This window comes from Bryocella elongata (assembly GCF_900108185.1).
Lineage (GTDB): Bacteria > Acidobacteriota > Terriglobia > Terriglobales > Acidobacteriaceae > Granulicella > Granulicella elongata.
Map to the genome: position 1 here is coordinate 623,353 of NZ_FNVA01000002.1, position 15,790 is coordinate 639,142.

The 15,790-nt window shown below is 63.7% G+C and carries 16 protein-coding genes; 5 read left to right on the forward strand and 11 right to left on the reverse strand.

The window, feature by feature from the left end; genetic code table 11:
- Positions 1 to 200: 200 nt before the first annotated feature.
- On the reverse strand, positions 201 to 1,067 hold the full coding sequence (locus C4S68_RS08925; protein ID WP_103932679.1) for a purine-nucleoside phosphorylase: 867 nt from the start codon (positions 1,065 to 1,067) through the stop codon (positions 201 to 203).
- Positions 1,068 to 1,169: 102 nt separating this feature from the next.
- On the reverse strand, positions 1,170 to 1,583 hold the full coding sequence (locus C4S68_RS08930; RefSeq protein WP_103932680.1) for a winged helix-turn-helix transcriptional regulator: 414 nt from the start codon (positions 1,581 to 1,583) through the stop codon (positions 1,170 to 1,172).
- A gap of 160 nt (positions 1,584 to 1,743) precedes the next feature.
- Here C4S68_RS08930 and C4S68_RS08935 point away from each other — a divergent pair, with 160 nt between their 5' ends.
- Positions 1,744 to 2,496: an SDR family oxidoreductase gene (locus tag C4S68_RS08935; protein WP_103932681.1), complete on the forward strand. Its 753-nt coding sequence runs from the start codon at positions 1,744 to 1,746 to the stop codon at positions 2,494 to 2,496.
- A 54-nt stretch (positions 2,497 to 2,550) separates the two neighbouring features.
- Here C4S68_RS08935 and C4S68_RS08940 read toward each other — a convergent pair whose 3' ends face one another.
- Positions 2,551 to 2,988, reverse strand: a complete 438-nt coding sequence (locus C4S68_RS08940; protein WP_103932682.1) for an MmcQ/YjbR family DNA-binding protein — start codon at positions 2,986 to 2,988, stop codon at positions 2,551 to 2,553.
- A 233-nt stretch (positions 2,989 to 3,221) separates the two neighbouring features.
- Between C4S68_RS08940 and murD the strand changes: the two genes are divergently transcribed.
- The 3 genes from murD (at position 3,222) to murG (ending at position 6,933) form a co-directional block, all read left to right on the forward strand.
- Positions 3,222 to 4,643, forward strand: a complete 1,422-nt coding sequence (gene murD, locus C4S68_RS08945) for a UDP-N-acetylmuramoyl-L-alanine--D-glutamate ligase (RefSeq protein ID WP_103932799.1) — start codon at positions 3,222 to 3,224, stop codon at positions 4,641 to 4,643.
- A gap of 50 nt (positions 4,644 to 4,693) precedes the next feature.
- Positions 4,694 to 5,788 (forward strand): putative lipid II flippase FtsW, encoded by a 1,095-nt coding sequence (gene ftsW / locus C4S68_RS08950; protein WP_103932683.1) that lies wholly within the window; start codon positions 4,694 to 4,696, stop codon positions 5,786 to 5,788.
- A gap of 74 nt (positions 5,789 to 5,862) precedes the next feature.
- Entirely contained in the window at positions 5,863 to 6,933 is a 1,071-nt protein-coding gene (gene murG / locus C4S68_RS08955) for an undecaprenyldiphospho-muramoylpentapeptide beta-N-acetylglucosaminyltransferase (RefSeq protein WP_103932684.1), read from the forward strand.
- Between the two features lie 123 nt (positions 6,934 to 7,056).
- On the opposite strand, the gene C4S68_RS08960 is transcribed toward murG, so the two are convergent.
- Positions 7,057 to 8,175, reverse strand: coding sequence for a YXWGXW repeat-containing protein (locus tag C4S68_RS08960; RefSeq protein ID WP_235011471.1), 1,119 nt, complete (start codon positions 8,173 to 8,175; stop codon positions 7,057 to 7,059).
- Positions 8,176 to 8,462: 287 nt separating this feature from the next.
- On the opposite strand from C4S68_RS08960, the gene murC reads away from it, so the two are divergent.
- Complete coding sequence (gene murC, locus C4S68_RS08965; RefSeq protein ID WP_103932801.1) at positions 8,463 to 9,884, forward strand: UDP-N-acetylmuramate--L-alanine ligase; 1,422 nt, start codon at positions 8,463 to 8,465, stop codon at positions 9,882 to 9,884.
- A gap of 143 nt (positions 9,885 to 10,027) precedes the next feature.
- Here the strand turns inward: murC and C4S68_RS08970 are convergent, their stop codons facing one another.
- The 7 genes from C4S68_RS08970 to adh all read right to left on the reverse strand — a co-directional run bounded on the left by C4S68_RS08970 (position 10,028) and on the right by adh (position 15,686).
- On the reverse strand, positions 10,028 to 10,705 hold the full coding sequence (locus C4S68_RS08970) for a class I SAM-dependent methyltransferase (RefSeq protein WP_103932685.1): 678 nt from the start codon (positions 10,703 to 10,705) through the stop codon (positions 10,028 to 10,030).
- A 112-nt stretch (positions 10,706 to 10,817) separates the two neighbouring features.
- On the reverse strand, positions 10,818 to 11,912 hold the full coding sequence (locus tag C4S68_RS08975) for an alginate lyase family protein (RefSeq protein ID WP_103932686.1): 1,095 nt from the start codon (positions 11,910 to 11,912) through the stop codon (positions 10,818 to 10,820).
- 99 nt (positions 11,913 to 12,011) lie between these two features.
- The gene (locus C4S68_RS08980; RefSeq protein WP_103932687.1) at positions 12,012 to 12,962 is read right to left on the reverse strand and encodes an Fpg/Nei family DNA glycosylase; all 951 of its coding nucleotides are present in this window, start codon (positions 12,960 to 12,962) and stop codon (positions 12,012 to 12,014) included.
- 54 nt (positions 12,963 to 13,016) lie between these two features.
- Positions 13,017 to 13,418: a hypothetical protein gene (locus tag C4S68_RS08985; RefSeq protein ID WP_103932688.1), complete on the reverse strand. Its 402-nt coding sequence runs from the start codon at positions 13,416 to 13,418 to the stop codon at positions 13,017 to 13,019.
- A gap of 36 nt (positions 13,419 to 13,454) precedes the next feature.
- Positions 13,455 to 13,661 (reverse strand): hypothetical protein, encoded by a 207-nt coding sequence (locus C4S68_RS08990; RefSeq protein WP_103932689.1) that lies wholly within the window; start codon positions 13,659 to 13,661, stop codon positions 13,455 to 13,457.
- A 38-nt stretch (positions 13,662 to 13,699) separates the two neighbouring features.
- A complete protein-coding gene (locus C4S68_RS08995; RefSeq protein ID WP_103932690.1) occupies positions 13,700 to 14,083 on the reverse strand; it encodes a DUF779 domain-containing protein in 384 nt (127 codons plus the stop codon).
- 79 nt (positions 14,084 to 14,162) lie between these two features.
- Positions 14,163 to 15,686, reverse strand: a complete 1,524-nt coding sequence (gene adh / locus C4S68_RS09000) for an aldehyde dehydrogenase (RefSeq protein ID WP_103932691.1) — start codon at positions 15,684 to 15,686, stop codon at positions 14,163 to 14,165.
- Between the last annotated feature and the right edge of the window lie 104 nt (positions 15,687 to 15,790).

The following is a 15,790-nucleotide window of genomic DNA, read 5'->3' on the forward strand; positions in this document are numbered from 1 at the left end:
GGCTGGCGAGTTAGCGAGTCAGTGGCGCGAGTAGCGCCTCGGATGTGTCATCTCGAGCGACTGGCATTCGTAGCGGCACAGATGCAGGTCTCTCCACTGCGCGTGACGGTGAAGCTGTCCCGCTCCGGTCGAGATGACACATCATCGCAGATGAGCCCGGGTCCCTGGAGGGACCCGGGGCACCCGATCTCTGCGCGGTTCTAGGCGGCGGAGACTTGCGGGATTAGCGCGACGAGCAGCGAGGTGAACTGGCGTTCGACGCGTTTGCCGATTTCCATGACCTCTTCGTGATTGATGGCCTGGTCTAGGACGCCGGCGGCCATGTTGGTGACGAGTGAGAGGCCGAGGACCTCGAGGCCCATGTGGCGGGCGATGATGACCTCGTGCACGGTGCTCATGCCGACGAGGTCGGCGCCGAGGGTGCGGAAGGCGCGGATCTCTGCGGCGGTCTCATAGCTGGGGCCGAGTACGGCGAGGTAGACGCCTTCGGGCAGCGGGATGTTCTGCTTCTCGGCCTCGGCGTGGGCGAGGGCGCGCAGGGTCTTCGAGTAGGCCGTCGTCATGTCGAAGAAGCGAGCGCCAGCGTTGGGCTTTGTGGCGAAGCGTGGCTCGTTGGGGCCGAGCGCGGCGTTGTGGCCGGTGAGGTTGATGTGGTCGGAGATGGCGACCAGCGTGCCTTCGCCGTAGCTGACGTTGATGCCGCCGGCGGCGTTGGTGACGATGAGCTTCTCGCAGCCAAGCAGGCCGAGCACGCGGGTGGGGAAGGTCACCTCGGTCATCGCGTAGCCTTCATAGGCGTGGACGCGGCCCTGCATCACGGCGACTTCGACGCCGTTGATCTTGCCGAGGACGAGCTTGCCGGAGTGGCCTTCGACGGTGGAGAGCGGCCAGCCGGGGATGTCGGCGTAGGGAACGACGGTGGGGTTTTCGACCTGCGAGGCGAAGTTGCCGAGGCCGGAGCCGAGGATGATGCCGAGCGTGGGCTTCGCGGCGTGACGCGCGCGGATGGCTTCGACGGCGGCGAGGCAACGGGAGTAGTGGTCGGGAGTTTCGGTCGTCTGGGACATGGAGCGAGTAGTGTAGCGCGGGGAGCGGAGGCTTCGCCGTTAGCGGTCGCGCGGGGCGCTCCCGATAGCCGCTGCGCGGTTGGCGCTGCGCGTTAGCCCGCGTTACAGTTTCGTTGCTTTCATGGCGTGCTGGTCGAACTTCGCGCGGGATTTCTCGATCTTCTTCAGGTTCTTTTCGGCCCATTGCCAGACGCCGCAGAAGGCTTCGCCCAGCGAGGCGCCGATGGTGGTGAGCTCGTACTCGACGCGTGGGGGGATGACGGGAAAGACGGTGCGGGTGACGAGGCCGTCGCGCTCCATCTGGCGGAGGGTTTGGGTGAGCATCTTCTGGCTGATGCCGGGGACGGCTTCCGCGATGCGGGTGAAGCGGAGCTTGCCCTGCGTCTCGAGGACCTCGAGGATGAGCATGGTCCACTTGTCGGCGACGCGGCCGATGACCTCGTCAACGAGGGCGCCGACGACGGGGTCAAGCTCTTCATACGAGGGCGACGGTTTGTGGAGTAGCTTGGCTGGCATGGAATCGCCTCTTTCGGGTGGCGCTGACACTCTCTTTCCGGTAACTATAAAACTTGAAAGTGCCTACTTACGAAAAGAGAGTGACTGGCATAGAGTACGTGATGTGGCCGTCGAAGGCCAGAAAACATTGAGTGTCTGGAATAGAAGCGAGGAGAACATCATGAAGCTGACAGGGAACACGATCTTTATCACGGGCGGCGGTTCGGGCATTGGGCGGGGTCTGGCCGAGGCGCTGCACAAGCTGGGCAACCAGGTGATCATCTCCGGCCGCCGTCAGGCTGTGCTGGCGGAAGTGATCGCGGCCAATCCCGGCATGCAGTCGGTGGAGCTGGATATCCAGGACCCGAGGAGCATCGCCGCGGTTGCCGAGAAGCTGATCGCGGAGTATCCGGCGCTGAATGTGGTGATCAACAATGCCGGGATCATGTCGCCGGATGCGGTGCAGGGTCCGGTTGACGATGCGCAGGTGGCGGCGATTCTAACGACGAACGTGCTGGGGCCGATCCGGATGACGTCGGCGTTCATCGAGCACCTGAAGGCACAGCCTGCGGCGTATGTGATCAACGTGACATCGGGGCTGGCGTTCGTGCCGCTGGCGATCACGGCGACCTATTGTGCGACGAAGGCGGCGATGCACTCCTACACGCTGTCGCAGCGCTATCTGCTGAAGGATACGAGTGTGAAGGTGCTGGAGCTTCCTCCGCCGTATGTGCAGACGGAGCTGATGGGACCGGGGCAGGCCAGCGATCCGCGTGCGATGCCGCTGAAGGACTTTATCGACCAGACGATCGAGGCGCTGGGCACGGATGCGCCGGAGGTCAGTGTGGCGAATGTGGCGTTCCTGCGCAATGGTGCGGGTCCGGGCGATGTGGAGTTTACGGGCAAGTTCAACGACATGTTCGCGGGGCACTGAGGGCCAGGGCTCTCAGTTTTCAGTTGTCAGTTCCTGGTTGTTAGGTGTTTGGTGTTAGGTGTTTGGCTTGGGCGTCCGCTTTTTGGCGGGCGCCTTCGCTTTTGTCGCGGTCTTCTTCGCGGCACTCTTCTTGGCAGCCTTCTTCGCAGGCTTCCTGTTCGCGCTGGTTGTCTTGCTGTTCTTCTCCATGCGGAGGATCCAAGCTACGCGGAGTGCGTCGGAGAGTTCGGCCTCGGTGGCGGAGGCGAGGCGGATGTGGGTGGCGCCCATGCGGCCCCAGCCGCCGGGTACGGGGAGGAAGAGGTGCGGGGCGTCGGCGAGGAGGTCCTGCTGGGCTTCGGGGGTGAGCATCAGGTTGCCGTAGCCCTGTGCGGCGTGGGCGAGGGTGGCGAAGATGCGGCCGCCGACGCGGAAGTCGATGGCGCCCATGTGCGCGCCTTGTTCGGCTCCGGGGAGGGCGAGTGCGAGGCGTTGGAAGTCGGCTGGGGTCATGGGAGGTGAGGCGTATCCAGGAAGATCAGGAATCCAGTTCTCAGTTCTCAGTTCTCAGTTCTCAGTTCTCAGTTCTCAGTTCTCAGTTCTCAGTTCTCAGTTCTCAGTTCTCAGTTCCCAGATTCCAGTTTCGAGCTGCGGGTTTTCTCGGGGAATTGTAGCTCCAGGTTTCGGAGGTGCATGGTCACATCCAATCGACGCGGGCTTCGATTAGGCTGTTAGGCATGGCAGCGATCGACGTGAAGAACAAGCGGGTGTTGGTGGTGGGGCTGGGAGCGAGCGGGTTGGCCGCGGCGCGGTTCCTGAAGGCGCGTGGAGCGAAGGTAACGGTCAGCGACTCGCGGCCGGCGACGCTGATCACGGAGCTGACGACCCTGCTGGATGAGGGCTTCATGGTCGAGACCGGGGGCCATGGGCTGCTGACGTTTCGGCGGCAAGAGCTGATTGTGGTATCGCCCGGCGTGCCGCAGACGGTGCCGGAGCTGAAGCAGGTGCGGGCGCTGGGAGCGCACATCATCGGCGAGCTGGAGCTGGGCGCGGAGTACCTGCAGGGCGAGATCGTGGCGGTGACGGGATCGAACGGCAAGACCACCACAACGACGCTGATCGGCGAGATCTTCAAGGCGGCGGGACGGCCGACGCTGGTGGGTGGGAACATCGGCAGGCCGGTAACGGCGATGGTGGATGAGAGCCTCGCATTGGGCGGAGGGAGTTCTGGAGAAGCAGGTCCTTCGCCTTCGGCTCAGGATGACAAGGCTACGGTGTGGAGTGTGCTGGAGGTTTCCAGCTTTCAGCTGGAGACGGTGGAGAGCTTCAAGCCGCGCATTGCGCTGGTGCTGAACATCACGCCGGATCATCTCGACCGGCATGGGACGTTTGAAGCGTACTGGGCGGCGAAGGCGCGGATCACGGAGTTTCAGGATGCGGGGGACTTCCTGATCCTGAACGGCGAGGATGTGGAGACGCAGAAGGTCGCGGCGAAGACGAAGGCGCAGATCTACTGGTTCAGCGCGAAGCGGCAGATCAAGCAGGGAGCGTTTGCGTATGGCGAGAGCGTGTTCTTTGCGGCTCAGGAGGGCAAGGCTCCGGAGCCGGTGATGCCGCTGAGCGAGATTCCGCTGGCCGGCAAGCACAACGTGGAGAACGTGCTGGCGGCGGTGTGTGCGGCGAAGCTGGCGGGGATCTCGACCGAGGTGATCCGCGAGACGGTGAAGAGCTTCAAGGCAGTCGAGCATCGTCTGGAGTTCACGCGGGAGCTGGATGGGGTGCGGTACTACAACGACTCCAAGGCGACGAATGTGGACGCGACGATGAAGGCACTGGAGTCGTTTGCGGGAGGCATCTGGTTGATTCTCGGGGGCAAGGATAAGGACTCGGACTACACGACGCTGACGCCGCTGATTCGCGAGCGGGTGAAGGCGGTTATCACCATTGGTTCGGCGGCGGAAAAGATTGAGCGGCAGCTGGCAGGGATCGCGAAGATAGAGAGTGCCGGGACGATGGACCGCGCGGTGGGCTATGCACGCGCGCAGGCCGCGGCGGGAGATACGGTGCTGCTGGCGCCGGCGTGCGCCAGCTTCGACCAGTTCAGGAACTACGAGGAACGCGGACGGGTCTTCAAGGCGCTGGTACAGGGATTAGGGATTAGGGATTAGGGATTGGGAAGCCAATCGCGTTCATCCCACGTCCGCAGGCGGGGGGCTGAATGGCGAAGCGGGTCGGCGCGGACAAGTGGTTATTCGGGACGGTGCTGCTGCTGGTGCTATTTGGGCTGGTGAGTGTGTTCTCGGCCTCGGCGGTGATGGCCCAGGCGACGATGGGCTCGCCGTATGCCTTTGTGATCAAGCAGGCCGCGTATGTGACCGTGGGCATGGTCATCCTGTTTGTGCTGATGCGGGTGGACTATCGCAAGTACAACAACCCGCGGATCATCTTTCCGGCGATGGCGATCACGGGCATCCTGCTGCTGCTGGTGTTCTTCATGCACGGGATGAATGGAGCGCACCGCTGGGTGCGGTTCGCGGGTGGCTTTACGCTGGAGCCCAGTGAGCTGGCGAAGCCGATGACGGTGCTGTTCCTGGCGTGGTGGCTGCAGACGCGGCTGCACCAGATCGACAACGTGAAGGACACGATCCTGCCGGCGGTGCTGCCGCCGCTGCTGTTCATTGCACTCATCCTCAAGGAGCCGGACCTGGGCACTGCGCTGGTGTGCGCGGCGGTGATGATGATGATGCTTTACCTGGCAGGCATGCAGATGAAGTGGATCGGGGTGGCGCTGGCGGTGGCTGCGCCGGTGCTCTACTGGATGCTGTTCCACGTGGCCTTCCGCCGGAAGCGCATGCTGGTGTTCCTGGATCCGGAGTCCGACCCGAAGGGCGCGGGCTTCCACATTCTGCAATCGCTGATCGCGGTGGGCTCGGGTGGAGTGAGGGGACGCGGGCTGATGGAAGGCGTGCAGAAGCTGTTTTATCTGCCGGAGCCGCACACGGACTTTATCTTCGCGAACATCTGCGAGGAGCTGGGGATGATTGGCGGATTGTGTGTGCTGGCGGCGTTCTGCATTCTCGGGTATCGAGGGCTGCGGACGGCGTTTTTATCGCGCGATCCGTTTGCCCGGTTCCTGGCGTTCGGGCTGACGTCGGTGCTGCTGGTGCAGGCGTTCTTCAACATGAGCGTGGTGCTGGCGCTGCTGCCGACGAAGGGAATTCCGCTGCCGTTTATCTCGTCGGGTGGCACGAGTGTGTTGGTGACGCTGGCGACGATGGGCGTGCTTCTGAATGTGACGCGGGAGGTGGAATGACGCTTCGCGTCCTTCCACCAGTGAAAAGTGAGTCGTGAATAGTGAGTAGAGGATCCAACAGCGCTCTGCGGGTGATGATCGCCGGTGGCGGCACGGGCGGGCATGTGATCCCGGCGCTGGCGATTGGTCGCGAGCTGCGCGACAAGCATGGCGCCGAGGTGATCTATGTGGGCACGGCGCGGGGCGTGGAGACGAAGCTGGTGCCGGAGGCTGGCTTCCGGCTGGAGCTGGTGAAGAGCGGGCAGCTGAAGAATGTGTCCCTGGCGACGCGGCTGAAGACGATGACGGACCTGCCGCTGGGCATCTTGCGGTGCATGGGGCTGATTGGCAGCTTCAAACCCGCGGTGGTGGTGGGTGTGGGCGGGTATGCAAGCGGGCCGGCGATGATCGCGGCGGTGCTGCGGGGCGTGCCGACGCTGGCGTACGAACCCAACGCGGTGCCGGGATTTACGAATCGCGTGCTGGGCAAGCGGGTGAGCGCGGCGGCGGTGAACTTTCCTCAAACGGCGAGCTTTTTTCGCAACGCGCAGGTGACGGGCGTGCCGGTGCGGCCGGAGATCTTTGCGGTGACGTCGAAGGGCGCGGGCGAGGCTCCGCGACTGCTGGTGACGGCGGGCAGCAATGGGGCGCAGGTGTTCAACGAGACGCTGCCGAAGATTGCGCTGCGGTTGATGGAGGCGGTGCCGGGGTTGACGATCGTGCATCAGTCGGGCGTGAGGCAGCTGGAGGCGACGCAGGCGGCGTACGCTGCGAGCGGAGCGGACCCGGCACGATGGACGGTAGCGGCGTTCCTGACGGACATGCCGGCGCAGTATCAGGCCGCAGATGTGGTCCTGGCGCGTGCGGGCAGCACCGTGGCGGAGCTGGCGGCGGCAGGAAAGCCGAGTGTGCTGGTGCCCTTGCCGACGGCGGCGGACGATCATCAGCGGAAGAATGCGGAGCTGCTGGTGCAGGCGGGCGCCGCAGAGATGTTGCTGCAGAGGGCTGTCACCGAGGAGTCGCTGCTGGGGGCTCTGGTGGGGTTGCTGAACGACGCGCCGAGGCGCGAGGCGATGTCTGAGGCGGCGCGGGCGATGGCGAAGCCCGGAGCGCTGGAGCGGATCGCAGGGATGGTTCTGGAACTCGCGGGAATCGCTGCGCGTTAGCGATTCTCGGCAGCGGCTTCGCCGTTAGCGCTTCGCGTCAGGATCGGACCATTTCTAACAAAGCGAAAGGGCTGAGGTTGTTGACCTCAGCCCTCGGCTGTTTCGTACTTGTGAAGCTGCAGCTTAGTGGTGTCCACCACCGCCGCCACCGTGCGATCCGCCGCCCCCACCACCGTGGAAGCCACCACCACCGCCACCAGCGCTGGGACGGGCACCGCCGCCTCCTCCTGAGTAGCTGGGACGGGCTCCGCCACCACCACCGGAGTAGCTGGGTCGTGCGCCGCCGGAGAAGTTGGCTCCGCCGTTAGGAGCAGCGAAGTGACCGCCGCCCTGGACGTTGCCCTGGGGGCGAGCTCCGCCCTGGTAGTTGCCGCCGGGGCGGGCTGCCGAGGTTGGGGAACCGCCGCGATAGCCGGAGACGGCACCACCGCCACGGAAGGCGCCTTCGTTGCCGCGGGCAGCGTAGCCTACGGGACGACCACCTGCTCCGACGCGGGCAAAGCCTGCACCGCCAGCGCGGTAGCCGCCGCCAAAGCCGGCATAGACGTGGTTGTAGAAGTGGCCGCCGAAGCCTGCGCCGAAGTGGCCGTAAGCGCGGTTGTACCAGAAGTGATTGCCGTACCAGTAGCCACCGAAGAAGCCGAGGCCGAAGTAGCCGAAGCCGTAGTTGATGCCGCCATAGTAGCCGACGCGGTAGCCCCAGTAGCCGGGGTACCAGCCGTAGAAGCCGTCATACCAGCCCCAGTAGCCGGGGGTCCAGAGGCCGTTGGCGTAAGGAGGCATGACCCAGGCGCCGTTGACCCAGTAGTAGCCCTGCGGGCCCCAGGCCCAGTAGCCGGGCGTCCACAGGTAGCCGTCGCCGGGGCAGGGAGGCTGGTACTGGTCCGCCGGGATCGCCGGCGGAGCGTACTGGGCCGTGACCTGCGGCTGCGTGACGGGGTTCATCTGGTTGGGATCGTAGTTGTCGGGGTACTGGGGATCCGAGTAGCCCTGACCCTGGCCCTGATCCGCATAAGCTCCGTTCGGGTCGCCGTAGGGCTGCTGCTGCTGACCGGCGTATCCCTGCTGGGGAGCGTATTGCGGCTGCCCCTGATACTGGTCGTACTGCTGTTGCTGCTGAGGAGCGTATTGCTGCGCAGCGTACGGATCCTGCGCGAAGGCGGACTGGACGGGAGCGGCAGCGAGCGCTGCAACGGCAGCGGCTGCGAGAAAAGTGTTGCGCGATGTGCGTGGCGTGATCATTCGATCATCCTTCCCGGCCGACCTTCGGTTGCTGCACCACCCGCAGTTGCGAGGTGTGGTCCGGGAGTTGAGCCGGGGAATCTGCTTGTTCCCGGGCGCTCAATCGATTAGACACGCAAGTGCCGGAATTTGTTGCGCCAAAGTGAAGGGCTTCTTGCGGTGAACGCGGTGAATGGTTCCGCGGCATCTAAGGGGTGCAAACACAGTATTTTGGGCGAAAGGGTCTACCTTAGTAGGAGCCCAGCAGTGAAGGAGCAAGACCGCAGATGAGTCTGCCAGAGCATGCCATGTTCGCGCCCGCGCAGCGCGTGCACTTTATCGGAATCGGCGGGATTGGAATGAGCGGGATCGCGGAGATCCTGTTGACGATGGGGTACAGCGTGTCAGGGTCGGACCTGAAGGCGAGCCCGGCGACGGAGCGGCTGAAGGGTCTTGGCGCGACGATCTTCGTGGGCCATGAGGGAAGGAACTCCGCGGCGAGCGATGTGGTGGTGACGAGCTCGGCTGTGGCGCGAGACAACCCCGAGGTGCTGCAGGCGCGGCTGCGGAAGATTCCGGTAATCCAGCGTGCGGAGATGCTCGCGGAGCTGATGCGGCTGAAGTATGGCATCGCCATTGCGGGGATGCACGGCAAGACGACCACGACCAGCATGGTGGCGGCGGTGCTGGCGGGTGGCGGGCTCGATCCGACGGTGGTGGTGGGTGGACGCGTGGGGGCGATGGGCTCGAATGCGCGACTTGGTACCAGCCGGTACCTTGTGGCTGAAGCGGACGAGAGCGATCGCAGCTTCCTGAAGCTGCCGCCGATTCTTTCGGTAGTGACGAACCTCGACCGTGAGCACATGGACACCTATGCGGATATGGCGGACGTGGAGAATGCGTTCCTCGAGTTCATGAACAAGGTGCCGTTCTATGGAGCGGTGACCGCGTGCATCGACAACCCGCGGCTGAAGTCGATCCTGCCGCGCGTGACGCGGCGCGTATACACGTATGGCGAAAGCCCGGATGCGGACTTCCGGCTGCGCGTGCTGCCGATGGCCGGTGCGGTGAGCAAGGACGAGCCGCTGGGGGCTGATCTCGGGTCTCGGGCGGTGTCGCGCTTCGAGGTGAACACGCTGGGGCTCGTGCTGGGGCCGTTCGATCTGCATGTCCCCGGCAAGCACAACGTGCTGAATGCGACGGCGGCGATTGCGATCGGCGTGCAGGTAGGCATTGCGCCGGCGAAGATCGCGGAAGGGCTGAAGACGTTTCGTGGTGTTGACCGGCGGTTTCAGGTGAAGGGCGTGGTGAACGGCATCACGGTCGTTGACGACTATGGGCATCATCCGACGGAGATCAAGGCGACGCTGGAAGCTGCGCGGCAGTGCGGCTATGGTCGTGTGCTGGTGCTCTTCCAGCCGCATCGTTACACGCGAACGCGTGATCTGATGGACGAGTTTGCGAATGCCTTTGGCGATGCGGATGCGGTGAAGGTACTGGACATCTATGCGGCGAGCGAGGAGCCCATCGAAGGTATCACCGGCGAACGGCTCGCGGACGTGATTCGCGAGGTGAACGGAGGCCGCGTGTACTACACGCCGACGATGCAGGAGGCGGTGGAGCGGCTGGCACAGGATGCAAGGCCTGGGGACCTGGTGATGACGCTGGGTGCGGGCAGTGTGTCGCAGGCGGGACCGATGCTGCTGGAGAGGCTGCAGGCGACCGCGTAGGAGCGCGCTCTCCCCGAAGCTTGAGGGGCGTCGCTACCGGCCTCTTTCCATGGTTCACTACAGGGTCAGAGGACGACGATTGAGCTTCGGGTTTCGAGCTTCGGGTTTCGAGCTTCGGGCTTCGAGCTTCGGGCTGCGAGTTGTTACGCGACTGGCCGGACCCCCGCGAGGACAGCGAAGCGGTTGTCCTTGAACCAGCAATCGACGTCGATGAAGCCGGCCTCGCGCATCCATTGCAGCTGGTCTTCGACGGAGGCGGAGCGGTCTTCGGCCTGGCGATAGAGTGAGTCTTTGATCTGCTGCTCGGTGGCTCCGGCGGCGCGGACCTGTTCAAGCCACAGGCGCTTGTAGGTCTCTTCGAGATGCGGCGTGGGGCCGGCGACCTGCTCCGCATTGATGAAGATGCCGCCGTGCTTGAGCGCAGGCACGAGTCGCGCGAAGAGTTTGCGCTTGTTCCCATCTTCGAGGTGATGGATGGAGAGCGCGGAGACGATGGCGTCCCAGCCTTCACCGAGAGTTGCGGTGTTGTAGTCCGCGACCTCGAAGCTCACCATGTCGTCGCCTGCGAGGCGCGTCCGCGCGCGATCGAGCATGGCTGCAGAGAAGTCGAGCAGGTGAACGCGTGATGCCGGATGATGACGGCGCACCAACTCACTGAGGATGCCAGAGCCTGCGCCGAGATCGAGGATGCGCAGCGCGCCTGCGGGGATGAGCTCGATGGCCTTGCGATAGAAGGCATCGTTGCAGGGGATCAGCTTCGCGCGGTCGGTGTCGTAGGTGGCGGCTGTGGTGTCGAAGAGCTCTTGCGTCAGCGTCGTCATGGCATCAGCGTAGACCGCATGCCTGCGTGCTGTCGCGCGGAATAAGCACTATTCATGCGGGGATTCGCGATGTCACTGGCGCTGATACAGGCATAAGGTGCGAGCCTGCGGGTTACTTTGCGGCCATGACCGTGGTGCTGCCACCGATGCGCGTCTCGAAGACAGGCTCCTTCAATCCGTTGGTGATGGTGTTGCCGAGATCGTCGTTACCAAAGCGCGCGGCGTAGAAGACGAAGGGAGCGAAGTCGCTGCCTGCGAAGTCGATCATCTGCGCGTCGCTGGTGTAGGACTTCACGATGGTGGGATCATCCATGGCGTGGCCGAGGAAGCGGACGGCGTCGCGCAACGTGCGGCCGTTCTTTGCGTAGGCATACAGGTCGATGTGTTGGTGCTCTGCGAACTCGGCGATCATGACAAGCGGTTGCAGCGCGAAGGACTGGTAGTGGATGGCGCGCTCGTGCCGGGCCATTTCTAGGGGGAAGGCACCGTTCTTGTCGATCTGTGCGACAGCATCCTTGTAGGCAGTCACGCCGAAGTCGAAGAGGGAGTTATCTTTCGTGACGACGCCGATGGAGATAGCTGCGAGGGCACGCCAGTCGTGATGATTGTTGATGTCCTTCGGGCCTTCGAAGCCGATCATCCTGTGCGCGGAGGCGTTGAGCCATTTTTCGACGCGCGCGAGCTTTGCAGGGTCGAGGGCCTGGTCGTTGACAAGCACCGAGAGGGTGGTGCCGAGGCTGGAGAGCGTCCATTCGACCTGGAACCAGGACTGGCTGTTCTGGTTCACATGCGGGTCATAGTCCATGAGGGTGTTGGCCCTGGCCCAGGCGTCCATCTGGTCTAGCGCACATTGGGCTTCGGCGTGGCTGCCTGTCGCGAGGTACTGGTTCATGCCGGCAGTGGTGCGCCGCTCGAACGCACCGTAGACCTCAGTCTGCTTCTTCTCTTCAGGATTGGTGGGGCCGTGCGAACCGCTGAGGTAGTGATGCGGGATCTGCATGGGGCCTGAGGGAGGAGTAATGGGTGCTGTCGCGACGCAGGACTTGAGGCCTTGGATGGCCGAGCGCTGCAGGGGATCGCTCGTGGACCGTAACAACGCGATCCGGGAGGGGACGCCGATCACGGAAGCTGTGGTCGAGGTCACATGCTGCGCGCTGGCGAGGGCCGGGACGAGGGCGAGGGCGACGAGAAATGGAGCCTTGAGCATGTTCCTCCGAAGAACGAGACCATCTTAGTTCGGAGTCCGGACGATTGGATAGCGAAACGTGCAAAGAAAGCGTTTGTCTCGAAGTTCAATCGGGCCGAACTACTTCCGCCGCAAAGCTTCCAGCTCGTCCAGCGTGCGTGGCCAATCGGAACCGAGGAGGCGGGAGAGTGAGCGATCGGCAAGGACCTTGCCTTCGGTCTGGCAGGTGGCGCAGTAGTTGGTCTCGTTGTCGGCGTAGCGGATTCGCTGCACGGGTGAGCCGCAGCGGGGGCAGGGAAGGTTGTGGCGTCCGTGTACGGCCATGTCGGGGCGAAACGCGGTGACCTTCTCGGGGAAGGACTTCGCGGCCTCGGTGTTGAAGCGCTCGATCCAGACCGTGAGCGTCTCGCGCGTGGCGTTGTAAAGGCTCTGCCACTGGGCATCGGTAAGCTTGCGCGTCTGCAGCAAAGGAGAGAGCTGCGCGGCCCAGAGGATCTCGTCCGAGTAAGCGTTGCCGATGCCGGAGAGGACGCGTGGATCGGTGAGGGCGCGCTTGAGGGTGCGGTTCTCCTGCGTGAGTGCGGCGCGTAACTCTTCGAGTGTGAGGGCGAAGATGTCGAGGCCTCCGGGATCAAGGTCATGCAGTGCCGCTTCGCCGCGGACGGCATAGAGGGAGGCGCGGCGCTTCGATCCCGCCTCGGTTAGCGTGAGCGTGCCGTTGGGGAAGTCGAAGGCGGCGAGGTTGCCTTTGGTCGCAACCTTGGGCCGCGGCTTCTTCGGCGTGAGGTCATGCCAGTGAAGGCGGCCGGCGATCATCAGGTGCAGGACCAGGAACAGGGGGGCTGGGGTCAGGGCGGAGGGCCCAGAATGCGGATCGTCTTCGAACTCGAAGACGATCCGTTTTCCGATGCGGCGAAGAGCCTTGACGGGCTTGCCTTCGAAGGCGGCGAGTGGTGGATCGACGGTGCGCAGCAAAAAGGGCGAAGCGATGCGGATGAACTCGAGGGGCTGATCGATCACGCGCGGCGCGAGGGCTGTGAGGTAGGCCGTGATGTCGGGGAGTTCGGGCATAGGCGCCGTTCATCCTGTGATTCGCAAGCGGAAGGTACAGCCATCAATGCTGTTCTATTGCAGCTCCACGATCTTCTGGTCGGGTGTTGCGGGATCCCAGCGGACGAAGCACTGCTTCCCTTTGATGGCATCGGCTTCAGCGTGCGCTGCTTTGTCTGCTTTCGGCGATTCGGAGAGCGGCAGCCAGTCCTTGTGGGGCGCACCGTTCACGGTGTAGCTGGCGAGGACGTAGGTCTCGTAGAGAGGCTTGCTGCCATATTCAAGGGCGAAGCGGGAGACGGGCTGGAGGCGGACATCGTCGGCCGTTGCGTTGGTTGTTGTCCACGAGGTCAGTTGCCGATGCTTGTAGGCGTGCTCCTGATACACAAAGAAGCCGATGCAGAGCAGGGCCAGGACCGGCGGCGTCCAGATGCGGACGTGCGACTTCCAGCTGCGGGGCCGGGAATAGCGTGGCATGAGGGTGATTGTAGCGAAGGGACGGTGAGGGTTCGCTCAGTTGTCGAGGCTGTTGAGATTGTTGCGGCCGGTGGCTGCATACCAGAGGCAACGGATTGCCAGATAGCCGAGCCCGGCCATGGCAATATCGCCATATAGATCAAAGAAGCCGACGAACTCCCAGACGCCGATGACGAGCCCGAGGGCTGCGATGCCGCATACGAACTGCAGCCAGCGGCCAAAGGTATCGTCAGGTCCCCACATGCGGCTTTGTCCAGGCTCCCGGCCTATGAGAGCCGATTCTAAATGCGGCCCGAGGCGCGGAGGGTGGCAATCTCTTCGTCGGTGAAGATGCGGGAGCGGATGTGGAAGCGAACGCCTTCACCGTTCTCGAGCGAGAACATGCCGCCGCGGCCATTGACGACATCGAGCGTGAGCTGCGTGTGCTTCCAGTACTCGAACTGCGGAGCGGAGATGTAGAAGGGAGTACCGTTCAGCTTGCCCAGGAGCACGTCGTGATCGCTCAGAGGGAACTCGCCCTGGGGATAGCACATGGGCGAGGAGCCGTCGCAGCAGCCGCCGGATTGATGGAACATGACAGGACCGTGCTTCGCTGCGAGCCTGTCGATCAGCTCGAGCGCAGCGGGGGTGGCTTGAACCTGGGCGGGTTGGATCGCGGTGGTCATGCGTTAGCGGGAAGGGCTATGTGGCAGGTTAGCCCGGGTCCGAGAGTCCGGACCCGGGGCACCCGATTCGGACGTTGGTCTAGAAGAAGCCGAGCTTGTTGGGGTTGTAGCTGACGAGGATGTTCTTGGTCTGCTGGTAGTGGTCGAGCATCATCTTGTGGTTTTCACGGCCGATGCCGGACTGCTTGTAGCCGCCGAAGGCCGCGTGCGCGGGATAGAGGTGGTAGCAGTTGGTCCAGACGCGGCCGGCCTCGATGCCGCGGCCCATGCGGTAGGCGCGGTTCATGTCGCGCGTCCACAGGCCGGCGCCGAGGCCGTAAAGCGTGTCGTTGGCGATCTCGAGGGCTTCGGCTTCGTCCTTGAAGGTGGTGACGGAGACGACGGGGCCGAAGATCTCCTCCTGGAAGATGCGCATCTTGTTATGACCTTCGAAGATGGTGGGCTGTACGTAGTAGCCGTTGCGCAGGTTGCCTTCGAGGATGTTGCGCTCGCCACCGGTGAGGACCTTTGCGCCTTCCTGCTTGCCGATGTCGATGTAGCTGAGGATCTTCTCGAGCTGTTCGGACGAGGCCTGTGCGCCGATCATGGTGTCCTTCTCGAGCGGCGAGCCCTGCTTGATGGCTTCGACGCGCTTGATGGCGCGCTCCATGAAACGGTCGTAGATGGACTGCTGGATAAGCGCACGCGAAGGACAGGTGCAGACCTCGCCCTGGTTGAGCGCGAAGAGTGCGAAGCCCTCGAGTGCCTTGTCGAAGAAGGCATCGTCTTCGTTCATGACGTCGGCGAAGAAGATGTTGGGGCTCTTGCCGCCGAGCTCGAGCGTCACGGGGATGAGGTTCTGCGAAGCGTACTGCATGATGAGGCGGCCGGTGGTGGTTTCACCGGTGAAGGCGATCTTCTTGATGCGTGGGCTGGTAGCGAGGGGCTTGCCGGCCTCGAGGCCGAAGCCGTTGACGATGTTCAGGACGCCCGGAGGAAGGATGTCGTCGATGAGCTCCATCAGGATGAGGATGGAGAGCGGTGTCTGCTCCGCAGGCTTGAGGACGATGCAGTTGCCCGCGGCCAGCGCTGGAGCGAGCTTCCATGCAGCCATGAGGATGGGGAAGTTCCATGGGATGATCTGGCCGACGACGCCGAGGGGCTCGTGATAGTGATACGCGACGGTCAGCTCGTCGAGCTGCGAAAGGGCGCCTTCCTGCGCACGGATGCAGCCGGCGAAGTAGCGGAAGTGCTCGATGGCGAGCGGGATGTCGGCGGCCATGGTCTCGCGGATGGGCTTGCCGTTGTCCCAGGTTTCGACTGTAGCGAGCTCGATGAGGTGTTCGCCCATACGGTCGGCGATGCGCTCGAGGGCGCGGGCGCGGTCGGCGGCAGAGCTGCCACCCCACGCGGCGCGGGCGGCGTGGGCTGCGTCGAGGGCGAGATCGACATCCTGCGTGTTGGAGCGAGCGATCTGGCAGAGGACTTCGCCGGTGACGGGAGTGACGTTGTCGAAGTACTGGCCACTGACGGGCGCGACCCAGCGACCGCCGATGTAGTTGTCGTAGTGCTTGCGAAGATTGAGGGTTCCGGTGGCGGGATTGACGAGCGAGCTTGTGGCCATGGGGAGGCTCCTTGGATGATTCCGGATGGATCGCGCGTGGGCTGACCTTCGTGGCGTGCGAAGGTGAAAGACCCGCCGCGCGCAGAATCATACGCTCCGGGAGT

Excerpts from the sequence above, each read along its gene's own strand:
- C4S68_RS08925 (WP_103932679.1), bottom strand. The coding sequence starts at position 1,067 with ATGTCCCAGACGACCGAAACTCCCGACCACTACTCCCGTTGCCTCGCC.
- C4S68_RS08930 (WP_103932680.1), bottom strand. The coding sequence starts at position 1,583 with ATGCCAGCCAAGCTACTCCACAAACCGTCGCCCTCGTATGAAGAGCTT.
- C4S68_RS08935 (WP_103932681.1), top strand. The coding sequence starts at position 1,744 with ATGAAGCTGACAGGGAACACGATCTTTATCACGGGCGGCGGTTCGGGC.
- C4S68_RS08940 (WP_103932682.1), bottom strand. The coding sequence starts at position 2,988 with ATGACCCCAGCCGACTTCCAACGCCTCGCACTCGCCCTCCCCGGAGCC.
- ftsW (WP_103932683.1), top strand. The coding sequence starts at position 4,694 with ATGGCGAAGCGGGTCGGCGCGGACAAGTGGTTATTCGGGACGGTGCTG.
- murG (WP_103932684.1), top strand. The coding sequence starts at position 5,863 with ATGATCGCCGGTGGCGGCACGGGCGGGCATGTGATCCCGGCGCTGGCG.
- C4S68_RS08960 (WP_235011471.1), bottom strand. The coding sequence starts at position 8,175 with ATGATCACGCCACGCACATCGCGCAACACTTTTCTCGCAGCCGCTGCC.
- murC (WP_103932801.1), top strand. The coding sequence starts at position 8,463 with ATGTTCGCGCCCGCGCAGCGCGTGCACTTTATCGGAATCGGCGGGATT.
- C4S68_RS08970 (WP_103932685.1), bottom strand. The coding sequence starts at position 10,705 with ATGACGACGCTGACGCAAGAGCTCTTCGACACCACAGCCGCCACCTAC.
- C4S68_RS08975 (WP_103932686.1), bottom strand. The coding sequence starts at position 11,912 with ATGCTCAAGGCTCCATTTCTCGTCGCCCTCGCCCTCGTCCCGGCCCTC.
- C4S68_RS08980 (WP_103932687.1), bottom strand. The coding sequence starts at position 12,962 with ATGCCCGAACTCCCCGACATCACGGCCTACCTCACAGCCCTCGCGCCG.
- C4S68_RS08985 (WP_103932688.1), bottom strand. The coding sequence starts at position 13,418 with ATGCCACGCTATTCCCGGCCCCGCAGCTGGAAGTCGCACGTCCGCATC.
- C4S68_RS08990 (WP_103932689.1), bottom strand. The coding sequence starts at position 13,661 with ATGTGGGGACCTGACGATACCTTTGGCCGCTGGCTGCAGTTCGTATGC.
- C4S68_RS08995 (WP_103932690.1), bottom strand. The coding sequence starts at position 14,083 with ATGACCACCGCGATCCAACCCGCCCAGGTTCAAGCCACCCCCGCTGCG.
- adh (WP_103932691.1), bottom strand. The coding sequence starts at position 15,686 with ATGGCCACAAGCTCGCTCGTCAATCCCGCCACCGGAACCCTCAATCTT.